The 23217-nt window shown below is 62.6% G+C and carries 23 protein-coding genes; 12 read left to right on the top strand and 11 right to left on the bottom strand.

Annotated elements, in window-relative coordinates:
- The 3 genes from bamA to ACIP02_RS16950 all read left to right on the top strand — a co-directional run.
- On the top strand, positions 1-1101 hold a 1101-nt coding region (gene bamA, locus ACIP02_RS16960; RefSeq protein WP_400618124.1), incomplete at its 5' end, for an outer membrane protein assembly factor BamA.
- Between the two features lie 252 nt (positions 1102-1353).
- Entirely contained in the window at positions 1354-1737 is a 384-nt protein-coding gene (locus ACIP02_RS16955) for a hypothetical protein (protein ID WP_400618122.1), read from the top strand.
- 14 nt (positions 1738-1751) lie between these two features.
- Positions 1752-2717: an endonuclease gene (locus ACIP02_RS16950; RefSeq protein WP_400618121.1), complete on the top strand. Its 966-nt coding sequence runs from the start codon at positions 1752-1754 to the stop codon at positions 2715-2717.
- A gap of 175 nt (positions 2718-2892) precedes the next feature.
- Here ACIP02_RS16950 and ACIP02_RS16945 read toward each other — a convergent pair whose 3' ends face one another.
- From ACIP02_RS16945 to ACIP02_RS16905, 9 genes are all read right to left on the bottom strand, one after another.
- A complete protein-coding gene (locus ACIP02_RS16945; protein WP_400618119.1) occupies positions 2893-3855 on the bottom strand; it encodes a 2-hydroxyacid dehydrogenase in 963 nt (320 codons plus the stop codon).
- A gap of 10 nt (positions 3856-3865) precedes the next feature.
- Positions 3866-5158: an MFS transporter gene (locus ACIP02_RS16940; RefSeq protein ID WP_400618117.1), complete on the bottom strand. Its 1293-nt coding sequence runs from the start codon at positions 5156-5158 to the stop codon at positions 3866-3868.
- Positions 5159-5215: 57 nt separating this feature from the next.
- Positions 5216-6166, bottom strand: a complete 951-nt coding sequence (locus ACIP02_RS16935; protein ID WP_400618115.1) for a sugar kinase — start codon at positions 6164-6166, stop codon at positions 5216-5218.
- Positions 6153-6938: a sugar phosphate isomerase/epimerase family protein gene (locus tag ACIP02_RS16930; RefSeq protein ID WP_400618113.1), complete on the bottom strand. Its 786-nt coding sequence runs from the start codon at positions 6936-6938 to the stop codon at positions 6153-6155. The genes ACIP02_RS16935 and ACIP02_RS16930 overlap by 14 nt, the downstream gene beginning before the upstream one ends.
- A gap of 66 nt (positions 6939-7004) precedes the next feature.
- The gene (gene ptxS / locus ACIP02_RS16925) at positions 7005-8024 is read right to left on the bottom strand and encodes a transcriptional regulator PtxS (protein WP_400618111.1); all 1020 of its coding nucleotides are present in this window, start codon (positions 8022-8024) and stop codon (positions 7005-7007) included.
- 258 nt (positions 8025-8282) lie between these two features.
- A complete protein-coding gene (locus tag ACIP02_RS16920; protein WP_400618110.1) occupies positions 8283-9530 on the bottom strand; it encodes a c-type cytochrome in 1248 nt (415 codons plus the stop codon).
- Positions 9531-9542: 12 nt separating this feature from the next.
- Positions 9543-11327 carry a GMC family oxidoreductase gene (locus ACIP02_RS16915; protein WP_400618108.1) on the bottom strand — a complete coding sequence of 595 codons (1785 nt, stop codon included), beginning with the start codon at positions 11325-11327 and terminating at the stop codon, positions 9543-9545.
- A 3-nt stretch (positions 11328-11330) separates the two neighbouring features.
- A complete protein-coding gene (locus ACIP02_RS16910; RefSeq protein WP_400618106.1) occupies positions 11331-12071 on the bottom strand; it encodes a gluconate 2-dehydrogenase subunit 3 family protein in 741 nt (246 codons plus the stop codon).
- On the bottom strand, positions 12064-12261 hold the full coding sequence (locus tag ACIP02_RS16905) for a hypothetical protein (protein WP_400618104.1): 198 nt from the start codon (positions 12259-12261) through the stop codon (positions 12064-12066). Before ACIP02_RS16905 ends, ACIP02_RS16910 begins: the two co-directional genes overlap by 8 nt.
- Before the next feature lie 95 nt (positions 12262-12356).
- On the opposite strand from ACIP02_RS16905, the gene ACIP02_RS16900 reads away from it, so the two are divergent.
- From ACIP02_RS16900 to alkB, 7 genes are all read left to right on the top strand, one after another.
- Complete coding sequence (locus tag ACIP02_RS16900) at positions 12357-13046, top strand: histidine phosphatase family protein (protein ID WP_400618102.1); 690 nt, start codon at positions 12357-12359, stop codon at positions 13044-13046.
- A 2-nt stretch (positions 13047-13048) separates the two neighbouring features.
- Positions 13049-13885, top strand: a complete 837-nt coding sequence (locus ACIP02_RS16895) for a phosphatase PAP2 family protein (protein WP_400618100.1) — start codon at positions 13049-13051, stop codon at positions 13883-13885.
- A 311-nt stretch (positions 13886-14196) separates the two neighbouring features.
- Positions 14197-15525, top strand: coding sequence for a hypothetical protein (locus ACIP02_RS16890; RefSeq protein ID WP_400618098.1), 1329 nt, complete (start codon positions 14197-14199; stop codon positions 15523-15525).
- 32 nt (positions 15526-15557) lie between these two features.
- The gene (locus tag ACIP02_RS16885; protein ID WP_400618096.1) at positions 15558-17789 is read left to right on the top strand and encodes an Ig-like domain-containing protein; all 2232 of its coding nucleotides are present in this window, start codon (positions 15558-15560) and stop codon (positions 17787-17789) included.
- A gap of 15 nt (positions 17790-17804) precedes the next feature.
- Positions 17805-18278, top strand: coding sequence for a curlin (locus tag ACIP02_RS16880; protein ID WP_400618095.1), 474 nt, complete (start codon positions 17805-17807; stop codon positions 18276-18278).
- A gap of 16 nt (positions 18279-18294) precedes the next feature.
- Positions 18295-19740 (top strand): curlin, encoded by a 1446-nt coding sequence (locus ACIP02_RS16875; RefSeq protein WP_400618093.1) that lies wholly within the window; start codon positions 18295-18297, stop codon positions 19738-19740.
- Between the two features lie 228 nt (positions 19741-19968).
- Positions 19969-20616 (top strand): DNA oxidative demethylase AlkB, encoded by a 648-nt coding sequence (gene alkB, locus ACIP02_RS16870; protein ID WP_400618134.1) that lies wholly within the window; start codon positions 19969-19971, stop codon positions 20614-20616.
- Positions 20617-20637: 21 nt separating this feature from the next.
- Here the strand turns inward: alkB and ACIP02_RS16865 are convergent, their stop codons facing one another.
- A complete protein-coding gene (locus ACIP02_RS16865) occupies positions 20638-21579 on the bottom strand; it encodes an RHS repeat-associated core domain-containing protein (protein WP_400618091.1) in 942 nt (313 codons plus the stop codon).
- Positions 21580-21849: 270 nt separating this feature from the next.
- Between ACIP02_RS16865 and ACIP02_RS16860 the strand changes: the two genes are divergently transcribed.
- The gene (locus ACIP02_RS16860) at positions 21850-22137 is read left to right on the top strand and encodes a hypothetical protein (RefSeq protein ID WP_400618089.1); all 288 of its coding nucleotides are present in this window, start codon (positions 21850-21852) and stop codon (positions 22135-22137) included.
- Between the two features lie 86 nt (positions 22138-22223).
- Positions 22224-22838: a Yip1 family protein gene (locus tag ACIP02_RS16855; RefSeq protein WP_400618087.1), complete on the top strand. Its 615-nt coding sequence runs from the start codon at positions 22224-22226 to the stop codon at positions 22836-22838.
- A 20-nt stretch (positions 22839-22858) separates the two neighbouring features.
- On the opposite strand, the gene ACIP02_RS16850 is transcribed toward ACIP02_RS16855, so the two are convergent.
- Positions 22859-23119 carry a DUF1652 domain-containing protein gene (locus tag ACIP02_RS16850; protein WP_400618085.1) on the bottom strand — a complete coding sequence of 87 codons (261 nt, stop codon included), beginning with the start codon at positions 23117-23119 and terminating at the stop codon, positions 22859-22861.
- Between the last annotated feature and the right edge of the window lie 98 nt (positions 23120-23217).

Genomic DNA, 23217 nt, shown 5'->3' with positions numbered 1-23217 from the left:
TCCGGCTCGATCACCGCCAGCGTCGGTTTCGCCCAGAGTGCCGGCCTGATCCTGGGTGGTTCGATCAGCCAGAGCAACTTCCTCGGTACCGGTAATAAGGTGTCGGTCGGCCTGACCCGTTCGGAATACCAGACCAAGTACAACTTCGGTTTTGTCGACCCCTACTTCACTGCCGACGGCGTGAGCCTGGGCTACAACCTGTTCTACAACAGCACCGACTACAGCGACTATTACGACGATGGCGTTTCCTATTACGCGATCAACAGCTATGGCGGCGGGGTCAGCTTTGGCTACCCGATCAACGAAACCTCACGCCTGACCTACGGCCTGACACTGCAGCACGACGACATTTCGCCCGGCACCTACAGCGCCGACGAGATCTACGACTTCATTACCCGCGAGGGCAAGAGCTTCAATAACCTGAAGGCGTCGATCGGCTGGTCAGAGTCCACCCTTAACAAAGGCGTGCTGGCCACCCGTGGCCATTCGCAGAGCCTGACGCTGATGGCCACCACCCCAGGCAGCGACCTGTCGTTCTATAAGCTCGACTACAACGGCCAGACGTTCCTGCCAGTCACCAACAACACCACGCTGCGCCTGCACACCAGCCTGGGCTACGGCAACGGCTACGGGTCCACCGACGGTTTGCCGTTCTATGAAAGCTACACGGCCGGCGGCCAGGGCTCGGTACGGGGTTTCAAGGACGGCACCCTCGGCCCGCGCAGCACACCAGCTACCGGCACCTATTCCAGCGCGGGCCAGGCTTATTACTCCGACCGCGACACCGACGTGCTGGGGGGCAATATCCTGGTTACCGGTGGTGCCGAGTACCTGTTCCCGCTGCCCTTCGTGAAAGACCAGAGCCAGCTGCGCAGCTCGGTGTTCGTCGATGCCGGCAACGTGTATGCCGATACCTGCTACCTGTCGACCACCCAGGGCTGCGGTAGCGTCGACCTGGCGCAGATGGCGGTGTCGCTGGGGGTGGGTGTGACCTGGTACAGCCCGATGGGGCCACTGAGCTTCAGCCTGGCGGCGCCGCTGAAAAAACCGGATAACGCCGAAACCCAGATCTTCCAGTTCTCGCTGGGGCAGACGTTCTGATATCGGTCCCTGCAGCTCTCGCGATCCCCTGTAGGAGCGGCCTTGCGTCGCGATGGGCTGCGCAGCAGCCCCAAAATTGTTGAATTGGCGCTAAGTCCCTGGGGCTGCTGCGCAGCCCATCGCGACGCAAGGCCGCTCCTACAGAGGGGCGCGTTGCCAGGTATTACCCGCCTTTACCCCCGCTTAACCCAAGTTGACAGTCACCTTGCCTAAGCTGGCCAACCCTCGAACCCCGCCCAGCAGGACACATTCATGCCCCCGTTCACACCGTGCTTCCCTACCACCCTGCGCCACGATGAAGTGCCGGCCGCGTTGCTGGAGTTGGTCCAGCAGCGCCTGGCCAGCCTGCTAGGCCCCCATTTCAACGTGACACTGAACGGCAGCGGTAACGGCGACGGGGTCAGCCACTACCACTTGGCCATCCGCCACCCGCAGAGCGAGGTTTGCCTGGAAGACACCGGCGACGTCGGCAGCGGCTTCATCGAGCACCTGCTGCGCATGGCCACCCAAGTGCGGAAAATGCTCGACTCGGGCACCTTCAGCCGCATGGGCAGCAACGACCCCAACCGACCACTGGTGTGGCTGAGCGAGCTGGTCAGCGTTGGCGAAAGCATTACAATGCGCGCCCCAACCTGAAATATGTTTTCCTCATGAAATCACTGCTTTACGCCGTAACCTTATTATTTTCCTTTACCTTCCCCGCACTGGCCAACCCGCCAGCCACCTTCACTGAAGCCAAGGTGGTGGCCAAGCAGAAGGTGTACCTGGACCAGGCCAGCAGCGCCATGGGCGACCTGTACTGCGGGTGCAAATGGACCTGGGTGGGCAAGTCCGGCGGGCGCATCGATGCCGCCTCGTGCGGTTACCAGACGCGCAAGCAGCAAAACCGTGCCGAGCGCACCGAGTGGGAACATATCGTCCCCGCCTACACCTTTGGCAACCAGCGCCAGTGCTGGAAGAACGGCGGCCGCGAGCACTGCGTGGACAGCGACCCGGTGTTCCGCGCCATGGAGGCCGACCTGTTCAACCTGTACCCGGCCGTGGGTGAGGTCAACGGCGACCGCAGCAACTTCAACTACGGCATGGTCGCCGGCAATGCCGGCGAATATGGCCAGTGCAGCACCAAGGTCGATTTCGTCCAGCGCGCAGCCGAGCCGCGTGATGAAGTGAAAGGCCTGGTGGCGCGTACCACGTTCTACATGTTCGACCGTTACCAGTTGAGCATGTCGCGCCAACAGCAGCAGCTTCTGATGGCCTGGGACAAGCAGCACCCGGTAACGGCCTGGGAGAAAGAGCGTGACCGGCGCATTGCCGCGATCATGGGGCATGCCAACCCGTTCGTAAGCGGTGAGCGCAAATGGACAACGGGTTACAAGCCGGCTGGCGCTGGCATGGCACAGGCGGTGCCCGTGAAACCAGCCAAGGCCGAGGCCACGCCGAGCCTGGCCAGTGCCGGGTCGGTGGGGGCGGTGCTGGGCAACCGCAACAGCCATGTCTATCACTTGTCGGTCGGCTGCCCGGGGTACAACCAGGTAGCGGCAAAGAACCAGATCAACTTCGCCACCGAGGGTGAGGCGCAGGCTGCGGGCTATCGCAAGGCCGGTAACTGCCGTTAAGCAAGCTACTACGGTGCCTTGTAGGAGCGGCCTTGTGTCGCGAACGGGCCGCAAGGCGGCCCCGCGATATGTGCGCCGGTGCAAACATCAGGGGCCGCTCTGCGGCCCTTTCGCGACACAAGGCCGCTCCTACATAAACCGTGTAATCCTGTGGCAGCGGGTATACCTGCGAACATCAGCCGTTAACCAGATTAACCGGCCGCTCACCCGCCAGCGCACTGAGCAGGTTGTCCACCGCGCAACGCGCCATGGCCTGGCGGGTTTCTTCGGTTGCCGAACCGATATGCGGGGTCGCCACCACGTTGTCGAGCTGCAACAGTGGCGAGTCCACCGGCAACGGCTCCTGCACGAACACATCCAGCCCCGCACCGCGTATACGTTTGGCCTGCAACGCGTCGATCAACGCAGCCTCGTCCACCACCCGCCCCCGCGAGATATTCACCAGAATCGCCTCAGGCTTCATCAAGGCCAACTCCCGCGCGCCAATCAGCCCTTCTGTGCTGGCACTCAGTGGTACGGTCAGGCAGACGAAATCCGCCTGCTGCAACAGCTCATCCAGGCCGCATTGCCGTGCAGCATGGCGCGCCTCCACTTCAGGCTTCGGCCGCTGGCTGTGGTACAGCACGCGCATACCGAAGCCTGCCGCGGCGCGGCGGGCCAGCGCCTCGCCGATGCGGCCCATGCCGACAATGCCCAGCGTCTTGCCATGCACGTCGCTACCAAACTGCGCCGGCCCCAGGTTAGCCTGCCAATGGCCCTCACGCACCCAGTTCGACAGTTCCACCACCCGTCGGGCCGTGGCCAGGACCAGGGCAAAGCCAGTATCGGCAGTGGTTTCGGTCAACACGTCCGGGGTGTTGGTCAGCATCACGCCGCGGCGGCTGAGTTCGGCAATGTCATAGTTGTCTACGCCTACCGAAACGCTGGACACCACTTCCAGCTGTGGCGCCAGGTCGAGCAGGCTGGCATCCAGCCGCAAGCTGGCCCCCAGCAGGCCGTGCGCCCCCGGCAAGGCATCGCGCAAACGGGCCAGGCCATCGGGCTGGGCGGTATCCACCCACGTCACTTCAACCTGATCGTGCAGGCGGGCCATCAAGTCGTCGGACAGGCGCTTGTATAAAACGATTCGCTTCTTCATTGCAGGTTTCCTAAGGGTTCATGGCCAGGCGCGAGCCATTGCGCTTGGCGCGGCCAGAGGTTTGGGAAGTATTCAGGGCGGCGGTCAGCGCCACAGCGGTCAGCAACGCACCGCACATGAACAGGTAAGAAGCACCAGGGCCGCCGGTGGCGCCATTGAGGTAGCCCACCAGCCACGAGCCGCCGAACGACCCCAGCGCACCCATGCTGTTGATCAGCGCCATGGCGCCACCAGCCACGTTGGCCGGCAGGATCTCGGGCACGATGGCGAAGAACGGGCCGTAGGGCGCATACATGCAGGCACCGGCAACCACCAGCAACGCATACGACAGCCAGAAGTGCTCGGTACCCAGGGCATATGAGCCATAGAACGCCACGGCGGCAATCAGCAGCGGCGGCCAGACAAAGCGCTTGCGCTTTTGCAGGCGGTCGGACGCCCACGACACGCCCACCATGGCCAGTACCGCCGCCAGGTACGGCACCGACGCCAGCCAGCCGGCCTGGACGATATCGACATTCGCGGCCTGCTTCAGAATCGACGGCAGCCACAGCACGAAGCCATACACGCCAATGCTCCAGCAGAAGTACTGCAGTGCCAGGATGATCACCTGTGGCGAGCGGAACGCCTCGCGGTAGTTCTTCACCGGCTTGATACCCTGCTGCTCGGCGGCGAGCGCCTGCTGCAGGTCGGCCTTTTCCTGCGCGCTCAGCCAGTTGACCTGGGCCGGGCGGTCATCCACCAGGCGCCACCAGAAGAACGCCCAGATCACGGCCGGCAGGCCTTCGATGATGAACATCCAGCGCCAGTCGTAATGCTTGATCAGGTAACCCGACACCACCGACATCCACAGGATGGTCACCGGGTTGCCGAGCATCAGGAAGGTATTGGCACGTGAGCGCTCGGCACGGGTAAACCAGTGGCACAGGTACACCAGCATGGCCGGCATCACGGCAGCCTCGACCACCCCGAGCAGGAAGCGGATGCCAATCAGCATGTAGACGTTGCTGACCATGCCCGTGAGCGTGGCAAGGCCGCCCCAGAGGATCAGGCTGAAGAAGATCAGCTTTTTCACGCTGCGCTTTTCGGCGTAGATGGCCCCAGGCACCTGGAAGAAGAAGTAACCGAGGAAAAACAATGCCCCCAACAGGGACGACAGTACAGGGGTGATGTGCAGGTCTTCGGCCATGCCGGATGCGGCGGCAAAGCCGTAATTGGCGCGGTCCAGGTAGGCCAGACTGTAGGTGAAGAACACGATCGGGATGATGTACCACCAGCGGCGCGGTGCCAGGCGTTGGCTTTGCATGGTTTGTTTCTCCTGAGCTTGTTGTTTTTGTTGCAGCAGGTGATTCGGGGTAAGGGGTTACGCGCTTCTGCGCAGCTCAAAGGCCTCCAGCTCGTGGCGCAACGGCAACCCTTCCATGTCGCCACGCGACTGCACGGCGCGGCTGCCGCACCAGTTGCCACGCGCCACCGCCTCGGCCAACGGGCGCCCCTCCAGCAGCGCGCTGAGCACGCCGACGGCAAAGGCATCGCCGGCGCCGACGGTGTCCACCACACGGCTGACCGGCACAGGGGCGACTTGGCCCTCGCCTTTGGCGCTGCGGAAGTACGCGCCGGCATCGCCCAGCTTGATCACTACCAATTCCACCCCTTGGTCGAGGTAGAAACCGGCAATATCCGCCGGGTTGTGCTGGCCGGTCAGCAAGCGGCCCTCTTCCAGGCCTGGTAAAACCCAATCGGCCTTGACCGCCAAGGCGTTGATCTCGCGCACCATGCTGCTTTGGTCAGGCCATAGCGAGGGGCGCAGGTTGGGGTCGAACGAGATGCTGCGCCCGGCAGAACGCATGGCGTCCAGCAATGCGTGGGACAACCCCCGGCAACCCTCCGACAATGCGGGCGGGATACCCGTGGCGTGCAGGTGACGGGCCTGCAGCAGGCCAGGCTGCACCTGCGTTGGCGACAGCCGGCTGGCTGCCGAACCACGGCGGAAGTACTCCACGGCGGGATCACTGCCATCGTCGCAGCGGGCCTTGAGCTGAAAGCCGGTGGGGGCATTGCCGTCCACTTCGACAGCTGAACAGTCCAGGCCTTCGCGGCGCAGGCTGTCGAGCACAAAGCGGCCCAGCGAATCGTCACCTACCCGGCTCAGCCAGCGCACCGTGAAGCCCAGCCGTGCCAGGCCGATGGCGACGTTGCTGTCCGCGCCCGCGATGCGCTTGCCGAACTGGCCGACGCTGGCCAGGTCGCCCGTGTGCTCGGCCACGAACATGGCCATGGTTTCGCCAAAACACAGCACGTCATGCTGATGCAAGGGCCACCTCCTCGCCCGCGCCCAGCGCGGAAAGGCTATACACCTGGGCACGGGTCAGCGCCAGCAGGTCATCCCCGACCAAGGGGTACTCGACGGCGCGCACCACACCGGGGGCGAACTCGCCCATCAGCGCTGCCCACGCCTGCAGGTCCGCTGCTTGTGGCGGCACGGCAACCAGGCGACCATCGGCCCGGCGCTGAACCGCCTTGCAATGCACGTAGCGCACCCAGCGGCCAAGTTGCCGCGCGGCTTGCGCCGCCGACTCGCCTTGCCATTGCCAGTTACCGATATCGAAGGTCATGCCCAGGCGCAGCCCCAACAGGTCGGCCCCTTGGAAAAACCGCAGCAGCGGCTCGACTCTGCCGCCTTGAGCAGTCTGGTCGTTTTCCACCAACAGCAGCGGCCCATGCGCCGGTAGCAGCGCCGTTAAAGCCGACACTTCACAGCGTTCATCGAAGTGCCCGAGGGACACCTTCAGCGCAACCGCGCCAAGCGCCCGGGCGATTTCCAGCTTTTGCCCCAGCAATGGGTCAAGCACACCTTGCGCAGTCCACAGTTCAAGTGGCGTCGAGTACAAGCACTCCAGGCGCAGCGCGGCGATAACCGCACCCAGCGCAGCAGCGTCTGGCGCACTGGCGAACAATTCTTCGCGCAATTCCACGCGGCTTACGCCGGCGGCGGCCAGCAGGTCAAGGAACTGCTCCTGCCCACGCTGCCGGACAAAGTCGGCGCCGTAGCTGGAGAGGCTGATGGAAACGGGGTTCGGGTGCATTGTTTTTATCCTTATGAAACCGGTTTCATTTTAGATCAGCAGCAGCAAGCACAGGCCTGCCATCGCTTATTGGGGTTGGGTTGAGCCGCGGATGACCAGGTCGGCCTTGAAATCGATGCGCCGGGCTGCCCCGCTGTCGCCGCGCAGGCGACCGAGCAGGCTTTCGAAAGCCGCCACACCGATTCGCTCGGTGGGCTGCGCCAGGGCAGTGATGCCATTGCCGACCAGGGGGTACCAGTCGAGGTCGTCGAGGGCAATCAGGCCGACGTCGGCAAACAGGTTACACCGGGCCTCGTGCAGGGCCTGGGTAACCGCCAGGGTGGCGACGCCGTTGAAGGTGAAAATGGCCTGCGGGCCGTGGCCACGGCTGCTCAGGAATGCCGCCAGCTGCCCCGCCAGCCCGGCGCCGGTTTGCAGCACCTGCTGACGCATACCCGCGCGCCGGTTGATCGAGGCGTCAAAGGCCTGTACCCGCTCCAGGCGCGAGCTGGTGCCATCGAGCGGTTCACTGACCGCGAGAATGTCGCGGTAGCCTTGGGCCTGCAGATGGTCAAGGGCCTGCTCGACCGCGTCGGCGTTATCCAGGCCCACCAGGTCGACATTCAGCTCGGGCAGCTGGCGGTCGACCAACACCATGGGGATGTCACGCTGCAGGTTGAGCAGTTCACCCGGGTGATGGCCGAGCGTGTTCACGATCAGGCCTTCGACGTTGTAGCTCTGCAGGGCCACCAGATGGTGCCGTTCCTGCTCGTCGTCACGGTTGGTGTTGCACACCACAAGGCTGTAACCGTGCTGGCGGCAGGCGGTTTCCACACCATGCATCACGGCCACTGAATAGGGGTTGAGGATATCGGCCACCAGCATGCCGATCAGTCGAGTCTGGCCGCGCTTAAGGCCGCGGGCCATCTGGTTGGGGCGGTAGCCGAGGCGTTCGATCACCTCTTCCAGGCGCTTGGCCGTGGCTTCGGCCAGCAACTGCCGGTCGCCACCGATGTAGCGGGAGACAGTGGCTTTGGATACGCCAGCGACACGCGCAACTTCGCTGATGGTGACCCGTTCGCGGGCATGGGCAGGCGCGTCGGTCATGGGCTGTCCTTATGATTGTTGTGATAGCGATGAAACCGGTTTCAATACAGCAAGATTCTGAGAATTCGTCAAGCTGCCGTTGATCGCGAGTAGTTCGGCATCATGAGTAATGATATGAAGTATCAGGCATATATCTTTGATATTTATGAAGATTAATGTAGGAGCGGGTTTACCCGCGAATGCGATGGCGCATGTGCCGCCGCATTCGCGGGTAAACCCGCTCCTACAATGGATCGAGTCCAGCCTGGGAGCGTGCGGTTAGCGCAGCGATTTCACATCACTGGCCGAAACAGCTTCACCCTGATTACCCCAACTGGTCCTGATGAAGTTCACCACCTCAGCCACCTCCTGGTCACTCAGGCGCCAACCAAACGCTGGCATGGTGAAGTTCGACGGCGCCGTATGCGTGGCGGGGACCGTGCCGCCCGCGAGTACCACGTTGATCAACGACGTAGCATCCGCTGTCTGCACCACCGGGTTACCGGCCAGCGCCGGGAACACGCGGGTGTAGCCCTGGCCATCGGTACGGTGGCAGGCTGCACAGTTGTCGATGTACACCGCCGCGCCAGGCTTGCTGTCGTCGCCCTTCCACAGCGCATCCGCGACCTGCTTGTCGTACACATGCGGCTGGTCATCCGGGTTGCTCGGCGGCAGGGTCTTCAGGTAACGGGCGATCGCGGTCAGGTCGGCATCGGTCAGGTGCTGCAGGCTGTGCTCGACGACATCGCTCATGCCGCCGAACACCGCACTGCGATCGCTGCGCCCGGTCTTTAGAAACTGCACCAGCTGCGCTTCGCTCCAGCTGCCCAGGCCGTCCTTGTGGTCACCCCGCAGGTTCTTGGCAATCCAGCCTTCCAGCGGTGCGCTGCCAGCCAGGAACTGGTCGCCATCAGCAGGGCTGAGTGCCTTCTCCTGCATGGTCAGCGCCCGCGGCGTATGGCAGGCGCCACAATGCCCCAGGCCCTCCACCAGGTATGCACCACGGTTCACCACCGGGTCCGCTGCCGCTGAAGCCTGCCAGGGCCTGGCCTGCGGGGCGAACAGGCCACGCCAGATCGACAACGGCCAGCGCATGCTCAGCGGCCAAGGTATGTCAGTGGCCTTGTTCGGCTGCTCGACCGGCTCCACGCCTTTCATGAAATAGGCGTACAGCGCTTGCATGTCCTGCTCGTTGACCCGGGCGTACGACGGGTAAGGCATGGCCGGGTACAGGGTGCTGCCGTCCTTGCCAATGCCTTTGCGCACGGCCCGGTCGAAGTCTTCGAAGCTGTAGTGGCCGATGCCGCTGGCCGCCGGGGTGATGTTGGTGGAGTACACGGTGCCGATTGGCGTTTCCATCGGCAGGCCACCGGCAAAGGCCTTGCCGCCCTTGGCGGTATGGCAGGCCACACAGTCACCGGCACGGGCCAGGTATTCGCCCTGGCGCACCTGCGCATCGTCCTGGCTGGCCGCCTGCGCAGCCGTACCGGCACCGAGCAACAGGGTTGCGATCAACATTGTCTTCATGTTCATCGCTCCTCAAGCCTGGACCAGCGGGCCGGGGTTTTTCAGGTACTGCTCGCGAATGGCACGGGCCGACCAGTAGGTCAGCGCCGCCACCAGCCCGGTTGGGTTGTACCCCAGGCCTTGGGGGAACGCCGAAGCCCCCGGAACGAACACGTTGTGCACGTCCCAGCTTTGCAGGTAGCGATTCAGCGCACTGGTTTTCGGATCGGTGCCCATGATCGCGCCGCCGTTCAGGTGCGTGGTCTGGTAGGTGGCAGTGTTGAAGTGGTCCTTCACCTGCTTGCCCAGTACGGCAATGCTCTTCGGGTTCATTGCCTGGGCAATCTTGCTGAGCTTGTCGACCATGAACTGGTTCATCCTGATGTCGTTTTCCTGCCAGTCGAAGGTCATGCGCAGCAGCGGCTGGCCGTAGGCGTCGCGGTAGGTCGGGTCGAGGTCGAGATAATTGCCCCGGTAGGACTGGTGCGCGCCGTGGGCGTCCATCGATACCTGATGGGTGTAATAGTCGGCCGTGGCTTTCTTCCAGGCACTGCCCCAGGCCGGGGTGCCCGGCGGGTTCCCGGTGCCGGCAATCGGCCGGGTGCCGGCTTGGTTCACCCACATCGGCGAGCCACCGACGAAGCCGTGCGGGCCGTGGTCGAAGTTGTCGGCGTTGAAATCATCAATGGCAATGCCGTTACCACCGGCACCGATGAAGTTGTTGGTGTAGGTGTTCTTGTCGAAGAACGCCTTGACCGTGCCCATGTTCTGGTAGGCGAAATTGCGCCCGACCACCCCCTCGTTGCTCACCGGGTCATACGGCTTGCCAATGCCGGAGAGCAGCATCAGGCGCACGTTGTTGAACTGGAACGCAGAAAGGATCACCAGATCCGCCGGCTGTTCAACTTCGCGCCCCAGGGCATCGATGTAGGTCACCCCGGTGGCCTTGCGCTTGCTGTCGTCCAGGTTCACTCGCAGTACGTGGGCGTTGGGCCGCAGCTCGAAATTCGGCACCTGGCGCAGCGCCGGCAGGATGTTCACATTTGGCGAGGCCTTGGAGTACATGTAGCACACGTAGCCGCTGCAGAACCCACAGAAGTTGCACGGCCCCATCTGCGCCCCATAAGGGTTGGTGTAAGGCCCCGAGGTATTGGCCGACGGCAGGTTGTAAGGCTTGTAGCCCAGGCTGCTGGCGGCCTTTTCGAATAGCCTGGCCGAGACCACGTTCTTTTGCGCGGGCAGCGGGAACGGGTTGGAACGGTCTGGCGCATAGGGGTTGCCGCCCTTCCCTTCACCGACCACCTGACCCTTGACTGTCCACGCCTGGCCAGAGGTGCCGAAGACTTTTTCGGCAAAGTCAAAATACGGTTCCAGCTCTTCGTAGCTGACGCCGAAGTCCTGGATGGTCATGCCTTCGGGGATGAACTTGCGCCCGTAGCGCTCTTCGTAATGGCTGCGCAGGCGCAACTCGACCGGGTCGACCCGGAAGTGCACACCCGACCAGTGCAGGCCCGCACCACCCACGCCCTTGCCCGGCAGGAAGGCACCCAGCTGGCGATTGGGCAGTGCCACATCGTTCACGCTATGGCGGATGGTGACGGTTTCTTTCGACACATCGACGAACAGCTTCTTGCGCACGCTGTACGTCAGCTCGTCGATTACCTGCGGGTAACTGCCTTCCGGGTAGGTGTCCTGCATCGGCCCGCGCTCCAGCGCTACCACCTGCAGGCCGGCTTCGCTCAGCTCCTTGGCCATGATCGCGCCGGCCCAGCCGAAACCGACGATCACGGCATCCACTTTGTTCAACACAGTCGCCATGCCTTAGGCCCTCTCGCCGCGAATCGATACCGCCGGAAACGGGTAAGGCTCATTGCGCTCGACCCAGTCCATGAAATCGGCGCGGGCGCCGGGGAAGCCGATCTGGGTCCAGCCGACCATGCCTTTGTTGCCACCATGGATCGGGTCGCAGAAGAATCCTTCACGGGTGTTCTGCACCAGCAGGCTGAAAAACACCTTGGCCGGCACCGTGTCGAACACCAGCTCTCCCGCTTCGACTTTGCTGAGGATACGGTCCCGGGTAGCGCTATCTTGCGCTGCAAAAACTTGCCCGCCGTTGGCTTTGCACCAGCCGTCCACGGCTGCGATGCCCAAGCGGTAGATCTGTTGCGGGCTGAGCTGCAACTGGTAGCCCAGCTCCGGCGCGGCGTCGGCGTTGAACGGGCCTTGCATGTACCACTGCGCGCCGGTCGCGTAGGGAGTGTTCATCTGCCGGTCGATGAATTCGGCGGCGCCGGCTTCAAGTGCACCGGGGCCAAGCGCGTCTGCCGGAATGATGCGGGACACGGCCGCCTGCACGAAGGCCCACTCTTCGGCACTGAAGAACGTTGGCTGGTAGTTGCCCGCCGGTGGCGTGGCCGGCACATTCGGCGCCTGCTGTGGGGCTGCCAGCAGCTGGCTGGCCCCTGCCCCAAGCCCGGTGCTGGCTACGGTCACGACCGGGATCAAGGTCAGGGTCTTGCGCAGGAAGTCCCTGCGCGGGTTGTCTGGGGCATGCTCAGCCATGGTGAATCCTCATCGGCTTTGGGGTGGCCTTGATAAGCGCCATCTGGTTTTCCATGTAGGGGTGATCTTGATGGGCCATCAAGAAGACAGCCGAATAATCTAACGCGTTCAGAAATGTTTTGAAACCGGTTTCATAGTTGACTTGTTTGCCATTCAGTTGCTGGCGAGCCAGCTCCAGGCGGCCATCCATTCAAGGCTTTTTTCACATCCGGGTCACTCTCTGCTTACATTCCGCCGCCTACAGTGCCGACGCTCGCCAATCGAACGAGCAGACAGGAGTGGCACATGCTGCAAGGCGTCATCGACAATTCCCGGAACCACAGGCTTGCCCCTTCCTTGCGCTTGCCCACGCGCAGCGCATTGATCGCAGCGCTGTGCCTGCTGTTGACGCTTGTGGTGACAGCGGCCTGGGCGCATACCCGCGCTGCCGTACCCAACCTTGGTAACCCGAAGCACCTGCAAAGCAGCGGTTTGCGTGCCGACTGGGCGAAAGGCCTGGTAACTGTCGTACTGCGCCACGCCGAACGCTGCGACCGCTCGCGCGGCGCCTGCCTGGGTGACCCCAGCGGTATCACGGTTGCCGGCAGCCGGGTAGCCTCCGACGTAGGCGACGGCCTGCAACAACTTGGCCTGGGTAAAGCGGTTGTATGGGCCAGCCCGGAGGTACGTACCCGGCAGACTGCACACGCCATGTTCGGTAAGGCCATTGCCACACAGGGCTGGCTTAATCAGTGTGACGCGCACTTTGCCGACAACGCCTTTGCCCACAAACGTAACGGCCAGAATCTGGTGCTGGTGACCCACAGCGGCTGCATGGAACAACTGGAACAGGCACTGCATGTGCCCGCCAGCGCAACACCGAACAGTTACGCCAGCGCCCTGTTCATCACCCAGGGCAACGATGGCAAAACCAGGCTTTTGGGCCAGATGCCTGCCAGTGAATGGCGCAAACTCGTAGCTGCCAAGGAACTTTGAACATGCCCTCCCGCGCCGCCTTCTACCGCAACAACCTGCTGCTGCCGCTGCTGCTGGCCGCCATCGTGTTCATGGCCTTCGACCTCACAGAACTTGATCGCTGGATCAGTAACCTGCTGCTTGACCCGGCTACGGGCCAGTTCCCGCTGTTGCACAACCCGTGGTTCGAGAAAGTCACCCACAAATGGCCACGGATACTGCCCGACTGGACCGGCGAACTGGCCGTCATCGGCAGCTTGCTGTCGTTCATCTGGCCGCGTCTGGCCAAGCGCCCGCAACTGGGCCTGACCCGGCTTTTGGAACAGGCCCGCATCGCCCCCGTACTGCGCTTTACCACCCGCCACCGCCGCGACCTGCTGTTCGTGGTGGTGGCGTTTGCCCTGAGCACTACCGTGATTCACTACTTGAAAAGCCATACCAGCGTGTATTGCCCGGTGGAAACCACGCTGTACGGTGGTACCCAAGCCCGGGTGGAATGGTTCGAGAACTTCTCCTTGTGGAGCAAGGCTGGCGATGGCCGCTGCTGGCCGGGCGGCCATGCCTCCAGCGGGTTTACCTTGCTGGCGCTGTATTTCGTGGCCCTGCGCCACCGCTGGGCGCATGCGCGCACGTTGCTGGTGGCGATCCTGTTGATCGGTCTGGTGTATGGCACCACCCGGGTACTGCAGGGTTGGCACTACATGTCCCATACCTTCTGGGCTGGCATCTTTGTCTGGTTGACTACCTGGATTACTGCGCTGTTCTTCTATGGGCGTGTGGCATTGCAGGTGCCGGAGAGCAGCCAAGTGCCTGCACCTGCCCTTGTAGGAGCGGCCTTGTGTCGCGATCGGGCCGCGTAGCGGCCCCAACATTTTCAATGTTGTGGGAGCGGGCTTGTCCCGCGAACACCGGCAACGCCGGTGCCATGCACCGCGTCGCCTGCTTCGCGGGTAAACCCGCTCCCACAGGTTGGGCCGGAACGACCCACCCCATTCCCCCAACCTTGGGGGAAGGCTGCCCACCGGCAACGACCGGGTAAACGCCCCGCTGAGAAACTGAACCCCTCGTCCCACAAGGCCCGCAGCAGCATTTTCGGCTGTTGGCACAGCTCTTGCCGATTCCCTCCCAGACGCCCCAAGTCCATGGGCCCGTTTGCAGGAGGAATTGACTCATGCACCGACCGATACCCCACCCGCTGGCAGTGGCAATTTTCGCCGGCATGCTCCAGCTACCGGCGCAGGCTGCCTTGAATGCTGTCGATCCAGGCGCTTACGTCCCCGCTAACGGCGGTTTCCCCGCCTGGTACCAGGACAGTCACGGCCGTACCCTCGACCTGTGCCTGACTAAGGCGGTCAGCTCACGGGTCGCCGGCGCCCCCGGCGCGCCATCGTACATGTGCACGCTGCTGCCAACGCCCGGCGTGTTCGACGACACACAACCCATCGTGTTCCCCACCAACTTCCCTGACGAAGCCTTCTGGTTCACGGCCGACGCCGCTATCGTCGACGCCGCCCGTGGCATCGATCTAAGCTACGGCACGGCAATCGAAGCGGCATTCGCCGCAGAAGAACCGGTCGAAGGCGACCAGGTCAGCTTCGCCCGCGTACGCATCCGGGTCGATGTGCCAACCGCCGGTACCTACGTGGTCACCCACCCCTACGGCGTCGAAGTATTCGACGTACCTGCCGCCGGGCGCCGGGCAATCAACATGACCCGCGACATCGGCATTGCCGGCGCCGGCGACTTCAGCGGCGCGCTCAAGGGTGATGTCGGGCCGTTCCTGCGCAGTGTCAACGGGCCGTACACCGAAGGCAACGAGCGTTTCATCGGCGACCCGAACCTCGAAGAGCGGGTAACCGGCAGCCCGTTCAACACCAACTTCGTGCGTATCGAAGGCCCTGGCGGCATCGACCTGCGCACCGAGCTGTTCGCGATCTCGGGCAAGCTTTCGACCGTCGCCCTGCCAACCCCCCTGATGCCACAGCGCAGTACCTATTCGCGGCACAGCGAAAACGGCGACCTGCGGGCGCAGCAAGACATCTTCGTGATGGCCCCGCCACCACCGGCCAGCGTCACCCTGACCAGCCAGACGCCCAACCTGAACCTCACCGAGGCCAATGGCACTGGAGCCTGGTACGCCCAGTCGGCGCTCAACCCGGCGGCCGGCACCCTCGTTACCCTGACCGCCGACAACAGCGTGGCGATCCCCACCAGCAGCCTGACTACCAGCAACCTGCCACTGACCGACCTGGTCACCATCACCCAGGCCCAGTACCGCCTGTCCACCGGCGAGCTGACCTTGGTGGCCAGCACCAGCGACGAAACCTCACCGCCAGTGCTCACCGCGCACACCGGCAATGGTGCGTTGATCGGCAACCTGGGCGGCAACGGCGCCGTGAAAACGTTGAGCATGACCCTCTCGCCCATCCCGCCGGCCAAGGTGCAGGTCACCAGTGCCAACGGTGGTAGCGACACCGAAGACGTGGTGCTGGTGCCATGAACAGACAAAGGCTCAGCCTTCAAGGAGGCAGCATGAACACTTGGTCGCGCCGTGCGCTGTTGGCCACCGGTTTCTCCCTTACCGTAACCAGCGCCGCGTTTGCCGCGCTGTCTGATGTCGACCCAGGGCCTTATACCTTCGCCACTGGCGGTTATCCAATGTGGTACAAGGACAGCCTCGATCAGTCCCTGGAGCTGTGCCAGTCCAGGGCGACCAGTACCCGTGCCCCAGGCGCGCCAGGGGCGCCGGCTTATATGTGCACCTTGTTGCCCGAGCCCGGCATCTATGACGATGCACTGCCGCTGGTGTTTCCTGACAACTGGCCACCAGAGATGTTCTGGTTCCTCGCCGAAACCACGATTCCGCAGGTAGGCAACAGTGGCTACGAGCTGGAAGTCTATGTGGCCGGTGTGGAGGCAGCCTTCGCTGCAGAAAACCCGGTAGACGGCGACCAGCAGAGCTTCGCGCGTATCCGTATCCGCGCTTCGGTACCGCGCACAGGTACCTACACCATCACTCACCCCTATGGGGTGGAAACGGTCAACGTCACCACTGCGGGCCGCCGGGCGATCAACATTACCCGTGATATCGGCATAGGCGCCCCCGGCAACTTCAGTGGCGCCTTGACTGGCGCCATCGGGCCTTGGCTTAAAGGCGTTGCCGGGCCCTACAAAGAGGTCAATCCGGACACGGGCGCCACCGAAACCTTTATCGGCGACCCGAATATTACCGAAGCGGTTACCGGTAGCCCGTTCAATACCAACTTCGTGCGCATCGAAGGCCCGCCCGGTGCCATCGAGACCAGTGTCTTCAGCGTTTCGGGCAAAGTGCTTGACCAACGTGCGCAAACCCCGGCCACCCTCGAACGGGCAACCTACTCGCGCAATGGCAGTGGCACCCGCACGGAAGTGTTCGCCAAGGCGCCCAAAGACGCCAGCCTGTGCCTGCGCAATGGCTTGGCTTTGGTTGGCACCCCGCCGTCGCCGTGCCAGTTCACCCTGACCGCCGACAATAACGGGCTGTTCTTCCATCACCAATTTTCCCAGGACGCGCCGCCAGCGGTAGTGGTAGTAACTGCCAGCAACGCTACCGGCGGCACCCAGCCGACCGCACTGTCGAGCAAGCTGACCGACGTGGTCAAGGTCAGCACTGCACGTTACGACTGGGCCAACAAGCGCCTGCTTATCGAGGCCAGCTCCAGCGACGAAGTGGCAATCCCCGACCTGCTCGCCCAAGGCTATGGCCGCATGTCGAAGTCTGGCACGGTGCAATCGCTGACGGTCAATGACGTGCTGCAGCCACCGGCCAGCGTCACCATCAAGTCCGCCCATGGCGGCAGCGATGTCGAACCGGTGATCGTCGTCGGCAACGCCCCGGTCGAAGCGGCCAACCAGCCACCGCTGGCCCAGGCCGATATCGGCAGTACCAGCGTCGGTGTGCCTATCACCCTCAACCTGCTACAGAACGACAGCGACCCGGACGGCAACGTGCCGCTGACCATCAGCGACCTGACCCAACCCGGCACCGGCCTTGGCGGCGTAGTGCTCAATGGCACCACCTCGGTTACCTACACCCCGCCAGCCGGGGCCACGCAACCGCTGGTGGCCACCTTCAGCTATCGGGCGATGGATGCCAAGGGCCTGAAGTCGGAACCGGCCACGGTCACAATCAACGTCGCGCCTAACCAGTCACCAACCGCGAACCCGGAAACCGTCGCCACCCTGGGCGTGCCATTGACCATCAACGTGCTGGCCAACGACACCGATCCGGAAGGCAACGTACCGCTGAGCGTCGCCGCCGTCACCCAGCCGGCTGCCGGGCGCGGCACCGTCAGCACCGACGGCGCCACCGTGACCTACACCCCACCGGCCACGGTAACCGCGGCCTTCACCACCACCTTCACCTACCAGGCACGTGACTCGCTGGGGGCGCTGTCCACCCCAGGCACGGTCACCGTCAACGTATCGCCACGGCCTGCCGCCGAAACCTTCGCGGTCACCGCAGCCACGGTAACGGCGCGCTCCAACAACCGTTACAACTGGGACATCAGCGGTACCTCTTCGGTCACGACCGGCAACGTCGTCACCGTCAGGGTAACTACCACCACCGGGGTGCAGACACTGGGCACCGCGACTGTACCGGTGACGGGCCGCTGGCGCCTGGCAGTCAGCAACAGCACCACAGTGATCCCGACCGCCGCGCCGACGGCGACCATCACCACCAGCCCGGGTACCACCCGTACCGTCAACGTGGTCGTGCAGTAAAGGCGGGGTAACGCCATGAAATGCCTGTACTCCTTGCTGCTCAGCCTGGCCCTGGTGGGCCAGGCCAGTTGGGCCGACGACCTGATGGACAATGCCGACCTCGCGCCCGGCAACGACCTCGGTGACCCGGTGATCGTCCGCCTGCTCCCGGCCGGCGCCGGCCAAGCTGCGGTGATCGAGCAGCAAGGGTCGGGCAACCGCGCCGCGCTCGACCAGAACGGCCAGGCCCTGTTGGGCCGTATCGTCCAGGCCGGTGGCGCGCAGGAGGCGTACATCCTGCAAGAAGGCAGTGACCTGATGGCCAGCATCAGCCAGCAGGGAAATGGCAACAGCGCATCGATCCGCCAAAGCGGCAGCAGCAACCGTGCAGCCATCGAGCAGATCGGCAACGACAACAGCGCCAGCATCGTGCAGTCCGGCACGGGCCTCAACAGCTCCGTGACCCAGGCTGGCAATGGCCAGCATGTTCAGATCACCCAATACCGATAGACCTGGAGGCACCACCATGTACAAGCTCGCTCCCTTAAGTGCCGCTATCGTCCTGGCCCTCGCAGGTCAGGCCATGGCTGCAGACAGCACCTCGTCCCAGACCCAGGACGGTAAGGAAAACATCGCCGAAGTCAGCCAGACCCAGGCCTCCTTCGCCTCGGCCACGCAGAACCAGACCGGTATGGGCCACAACCACCTGGCGGTGCAGGCCGAAAGCACCAGCGATATCAAGCAGACCGCGACCGGTTCGTACAACGCCGGCTACGCCGAGCAACTGTTCGAAAACGGCAGCCAGATAACCCAGCAGGCCGGCGGCTCATACAACGATGCCTTCGCCAGCCAGTCGCTGGGCATCAACAACCAGGCTGAGCAAACCCAACAGGGCAGTGAAAACAAATCGACCGTGTGGCAGGACGGCCAAGACGGCAGCAAGGCCACCACCTTGCAATCCGGCCAACGCAACGAAGCCTTCATCGAGCAGACTTTCGGCGGCCTCAACAACAAGAGCACCATCAACCAGGCCGGCCAGGGCAACTATGCGGCTGCCGAACACCTGAACCACGTCGACGGCGACATCCAGGTCTATCAGGACGGCCGCGACAACTTCGCCTACGGCGACCAGCGTGATGGCACCGGCGGCACCATCGGCATCGGCCAGTACGGCACCGGCAACTCGGTGGAAGTGTGGCAAGACACCCAGATTGGCAGCCAGGCAACCGTGACCCAGTCCGGCCAGCTCAACGAAGGTATGGTCGACCAGAGTTTCGGCAGCGACAACAAAGTCAGCCTGTCGCAACAGGGCAAGGCCAACGCCAGCTGGTCAGACCAGTTCGAGACCAACAACTCGAACACCAGCATCAGCCAGACGGGTAACAACAACCTGCATTTCACCTACCAGAACGGTGAGAACCTCAACCTCACCATCAACACCAAAGGCAATGGCAACACCATCACCGCCAGCAACTGGAAAGGCGCCAAGATGGGCGGCCAGTTCGGTACCAACCAGAAAGCCACCATCAACCAGGACGGCAACGGCAACGGCGTCAACCTGACCCAGAACGGCGAAAACCAGCTTGCCACGCTGAACCAGAAAGGCACTGGCAACCAGATGCAGACCAAGCAGGCCGACAGTAACAACGAGCTGTACTTCGAACAGAACGGCACCGACAACATCCTGATCGCCGACCAGCGCGGTACCGACAACTACGCCTACGGCAACAGCCTGGGCACCGGCAACTCCATCACCCTGGACCAGTCCGGCTACAACAACCAGAGCATCACCAACCAGCTGTACGGGGGCGGCAACGACGCCAATATCAAGCAAGTTGACAGCATGAACGTCGCCTACGTGACCCAGGGAGGCCAGGGCAACAGGGCGATCGTCGACCAGAGCGGTATAGCCCAAACCGCCACCATCACCCAGCTGGGCAGCACGAACCTGGCCACTGTGACCCAGAAGTAAGCGTCTCCCCCTTGAACCGCGGTGCTCCTCTCCCTGGTGCCGCGGTTCCTTTTTTTCCTGTGCCATTTCCTGTTTGTTTTACCGGCCTATTCGCGGGTGAACCCGCTCCTACAAGGATCACCACAGGTCCGAAACCTGTGTGGTCCCTGTAGGAGCGGGTTCACCCGCGAATAGGCCAGACCTGCCAAGCGCATTACAATGAACCACCCACAGCGCGATACCCAGCCCATGATCCAGTCCGACCTCGACCTGTTCGGCCCCCAGCCGCAACGCCTGGCCAGCCATACCGTGCTGTTGCCCGGCTTCGCCCTGGCCGAGATCGAGCCGCTGCTCGACGCCCTGCGCCCAGTGCTGCGCGCTGCGCCGTTTCGGCACATGCACACGCCAGGTGGCCTACGCATGGCGGTTAGCCTGAGCAACTGCGGCGCTCTGGGCTGGGTCAGCGACGAACAGGGCTACCGCTACAGCCCCTACGACCCGCTCAGCGGCCGCCCCTGGCCCGCCCTGCCCCCCGTTCTGCTCACCCTGGCCGCCCGCGCCGCCGCCATGTCCGGTTTCGACGGCTTCGTCCCGGATGCCTGCCTGGTCAACCATTACCTGCCCGGCACCCGCCTGAGCCTGCACCAGGACCGCGACGAGCAGGACTTCAGCCAGCCGATCGTGTCGGTATCGCTGGGCCTGCCGGCGGTATTTCTGTTCGGCGGCCTGCAGCGCGCCGACAAGGCCCAACGTATCCCGCTCAGCCACGGCGATGTGCTGGTCTGGGGTGGCGAAGACCGCTTGCGCTTCCATGGCGTGCAGCCCATCAAGCCCGGCGTGCATCCGCGCCTGGGTGAACGACGGATCAACCTGACCTTGCGCAAGGCCGGCAAGTGACCCAGAGTAATCATGACCCTACTAAGGTGTCGACCACTCGAAATATTTCTTCCGATAAACTTTCTCATAGAGTCCAACATCTTGAGTGTCGCGCAGCTCCCCTGCTGCCTGAGACAAACTTCGATTCAGACCTGGAATCCTTTTACCCGTTTGCGTTGCGACATCCGCCACATATAGCGACAGTTCATTTTGCATCGCAGAATACTCTTTTTCCATTAGCGCAAGCTTCGCCCATTCAGTTTCAGCTTGTTTGGCAGCGCTCGATAACTTTGCTTGCGAATCAATAAAACGTGCATAATCAGATGCTCTACCTTTAAAGTTAGCCATTCCTAGCTTAGGGAATTCAGGAGGAGCCACTGGCAAGCGAGGCATATTAGCTTCCAAATCATGAAGTGTTCCAACATGCTTGACAAACCCCTCTACAACAGCCTCCCGCTTGAAAACCAATTCTCTCGCTCGCTTCAGCCTGTCCGCAGGAGGAACAGCCAATGGCTGCCTGTTTTTCATCATATGGCCAGATGGGTCGGAACGATTCACCGGGTCTCCTGAAACGTAGCAGTAAGAATTAATACCGCCTTTGAAAAAGGGGGACAGGTTATCGGCAGATAGAAATCTGTACAGCACCGGTGATAAACTGCGATAGCCACGCCCTAATGGATAAGTCATGGACTGCCTATCAATATATTCACCATTAAACCCAAGCGTGGACTGCAGACTAAAAATAGAGGCAGAATAACCATAAACCGTATAACTAGCAGGCCGGCACCCACCTTTACTTAAAACGCCCAGCACACTTCCCATCTGATCCACCGCGAAGAGGCTGGCGCGAACCATCCCACTCCTTACTTCCGATAAATTAATGCCACCTCCTCGAAAAAAACTGCAAAAATTGACACCTTGAGACACACCCATCAAGATTCCATTGTTGTAATAAAAGCGCAAAATATCTTTTTTTGCGTCCATCTGAATGCCTCACCGTATGTTTCGATTCATTCCAATCTCGCCAGCGGTTTTCTGCAACTGGCAGAAATGACAGGTGAAGGCCTTAGGCTCACGTAATCGTCATCAGGTGTAGATCGTTGTCAGGCGACCAAACAAGATGAACGTACATGAAACACGTTGAACATCTTGCTCAGGCAAGCTTCAAATAATAAGTCGCACCGTCCCTTGCCAGGAGCCAGCCATGCCCAACCCGCCCTGCCCTACAAGCCTTCGCCACGGAGCTGTGCACCGATGAAGATGCCCGGCCGCGCGCCCAATGCCTCGCTGCAGCTCGATTACGTACGCGACACCCTGTTTGGCCCGGTAGCGCAAAGCGTCGAGTGCCAATGCCAGTTGGCCCCACTCAACCTGCAAGGCCGCCCGGCGCTGCGCCTGCATATTTGCCCGCCATTGCCCGACAAGGTTGACCGCGCCCATAGCGTGGCCTTCATGTGGGACGGGCGCAGCTACCATGGCGTGGTGCGTGACCAGGGCAAGTGCGGCGACGGCGGCCTGAACCTGTTGGTAGAGCTGCAGTAAGCCGATCAACGGCAGCCCACCCGGCTGAACCGGCCAAGCATGGCGTGTCTCCATAGCAAAAGGGCATACGCCCTGCGGAGAATGCCATGAACAGTCCATTGCTCAAGCTCTTCACTCACCCCGCCGACGCCTGGCTGGAAATTCGCCGCGCCGAGGAAGATCACCCCCAGCAATACCTGCCGCGCCTGCTGGTGCTGGCGTTGATCCCCGCCGTGTGCCTGTTCGTCGGCACCACCAGCTTCGGCTGGAGCCTGGCAGCCGAAGAGCGGGTGCGCCTTAGCATGGGCAGCGCCGCGCAACTGGCAGGCCTGCTGTATGCGACCACTGTAATCGGGGTAATGCTGATGGGGGTGATGATTCGCTGGATGTCGCGCGGGTTCGATGTGCAGCCCAACCTTAACCAATGCATCGGCTTTGCCGCCTATTGCGCCACGCCGTGGTTCTTTGCCGGGGTTGTCGGCTTGGTGCCGATGCGTTGGCTGGCGTTCGCGGCGCTGATGGCCGCTTCGGCCTATGCCAGCGTCCTGCTTTACGGCGGGTTGCAGACCTTTCTGCGGCTGAAGAAGGAACAGGCGATGCTGTTCGCGACATGCGTCTGGGGTGTGGGGTTACTGTTGCTGGTTACCATCCTGGTGGCGATGATCCTGTTCTGGTTCAACGGCCTGATGCCGGAATACGTACGCCCGGCCAGCCTGGGCTGACCGGGGCACGGCGGGCGCGCTCAGGCAATGGCCTTGAGTGGCGCCGGGTGGCTGTCTCTTAATGTATGCAGCTGCCCCACCAGGTTGACCAGGTCACGGCAACTGTTGAGGCTTTGCAGCGGGACCCCGCTGAGGGTCACGCCCTCTTCGAGACTCTGGCCCTGACCCAGGCGGATGGTCAGGTTGGCGCCGTCCGGGCAGCTGACTTCACAGCGATCTGGCAGGCAGGCCTGTTCGATCAGCTGCCGCATTTCTAGCATCGAAACTCCAATCAACGACATGGTACGACCCTCTCAGTGGGATGGCCTGTTGTGTGGAAGTACGCCTTTGTCGGGCGGGGCGCCAATTGATAATGCGCATGCCCAGGCAGGCGTCCATG

This window comes from Pseudomonas sp. NPDC089408 (genome assembly GCF_044749445.1).
GTDB lineage: Bacteria > Pseudomonadota > Gammaproteobacteria > Pseudomonadales > Pseudomonadaceae > Aquipseudomonas.
This window is presented reverse-complemented; position numbering and strand designations above follow the sequence as displayed.

What these genes read in the sequence shown, in the direction of transcription:
- ACIP02_RS16885 (WP_400618096.1), top strand. Translation starts at nt 15,558, where the DNA reads ATGAACACTTGGTCGCGCCGTGCGCTGTTGGCCACCGGTTTCTCCCTT.
- ACIP02_RS16940 (WP_400618117.1), bottom strand. Translation starts at nt 5,158, where the DNA reads ATGCAAAGCCAACGCCTGGCACCGCGCCGCTGGTGGTACATCATCCCG.
- ACIP02_RS16930 (WP_400618113.1), bottom strand. Translation starts at nt 6,938, where the DNA reads ATGCACCCGAACCCCGTTTCCATCAGCCTCTCCAGCTACGGCGCCGAC.
- ACIP02_RS16950 (WP_400618121.1), top strand. Translation starts at nt 1,752, where the DNA reads ATGAAATCACTGCTTTACGCCGTAACCTTATTATTTTCCTTTACCTTC.
- ACIP02_RS16955 (WP_400618122.1), top strand. Translation starts at nt 1,354, where the DNA reads ATGCCCCCGTTCACACCGTGCTTCCCTACCACCCTGCGCCACGATGAA.
- ACIP02_RS16850 (WP_400618085.1), bottom strand. Translation starts at nt 23,119, where the DNA reads ATGTCGTTGATTGGAGTTTCGATGCTAGAAATGCGGCAGCTGATCGAA.
- ACIP02_RS16855 (WP_400618087.1), top strand. Translation starts at nt 22,224, where the DNA reads ATGAACAGTCCATTGCTCAAGCTCTTCACTCACCCCGCCGACGCCTGG.
- ACIP02_RS16905 (WP_400618104.1), bottom strand. Translation starts at nt 12,261, where the DNA reads ATGGATGGCCGCCTGGAGCTGGCTCGCCAGCAACTGAATGGCAAACAA.
- ACIP02_RS16860 (WP_400618089.1), top strand. Translation starts at nt 21,850, where the DNA reads ATGAAGATGCCCGGCCGCGCGCCCAATGCCTCGCTGCAGCTCGATTAC.
- ACIP02_RS16895 (WP_400618100.1), top strand. Translation starts at nt 13,049, where the DNA reads ATGCCCTCCCGCGCCGCCTTCTACCGCAACAACCTGCTGCTGCCGCTG.
- ACIP02_RS16910 (WP_400618106.1), bottom strand. Translation starts at nt 12,071, where the DNA reads ATGGCTGAGCATGCCCCAGACAACCCGCGCAGGGACTTCCTGCGCAAG.
- ACIP02_RS16875 (WP_400618093.1), top strand. Translation starts at nt 18,295, where the DNA reads ATGTACAAGCTCGCTCCCTTAAGTGCCGCTATCGTCCTGGCCCTCGCA.
- alkB (WP_400618134.1), top strand. Translation starts at nt 19,969, where the DNA reads ATGATCCAGTCCGACCTCGACCTGTTCGGCCCCCAGCCGCAACGCCTG.
- ptxS (WP_400618111.1), bottom strand. Translation starts at nt 8,024, where the DNA reads ATGACCGACGCGCCTGCCCATGCCCGCGAACGGGTCACCATCAGCGAA.
- ACIP02_RS16915 (WP_400618108.1), bottom strand. Translation starts at nt 11,327, where the DNA reads ATGGCGACTGTGTTGAACAAAGTGGATGCCGTGATCGTCGGTTTCGGC.
- ACIP02_RS16880 (WP_400618095.1), top strand. Translation starts at nt 17,805, where the DNA reads ATGAAATGCCTGTACTCCTTGCTGCTCAGCCTGGCCCTGGTGGGCCAG.
- ACIP02_RS16920 (WP_400618110.1), bottom strand. Translation starts at nt 9,530, where the DNA reads ATGAAGACAATGTTGATCGCAACCCTGTTGCTCGGTGCCGGTACGGCT.
- ACIP02_RS16900 (WP_400618102.1), top strand. Translation starts at nt 12,357, where the DNA reads ATGCTGCAAGGCGTCATCGACAATTCCCGGAACCACAGGCTTGCCCCT.
- ACIP02_RS16890 (WP_400618098.1), top strand. Translation starts at nt 14,197, where the DNA reads ATGCACCGACCGATACCCCACCCGCTGGCAGTGGCAATTTTCGCCGGC.
- ACIP02_RS16945 (WP_400618119.1), bottom strand. Translation starts at nt 3,855, where the DNA reads ATGAAGAAGCGAATCGTTTTATACAAGCGCCTGTCCGACGACTTGATG.
- ACIP02_RS16865 (WP_400618091.1), bottom strand. Translation starts at nt 21,579, where the DNA reads ATGGACGCAAAAAAAGATATTTTGCGCTTTTATTACAACAATGGAATC.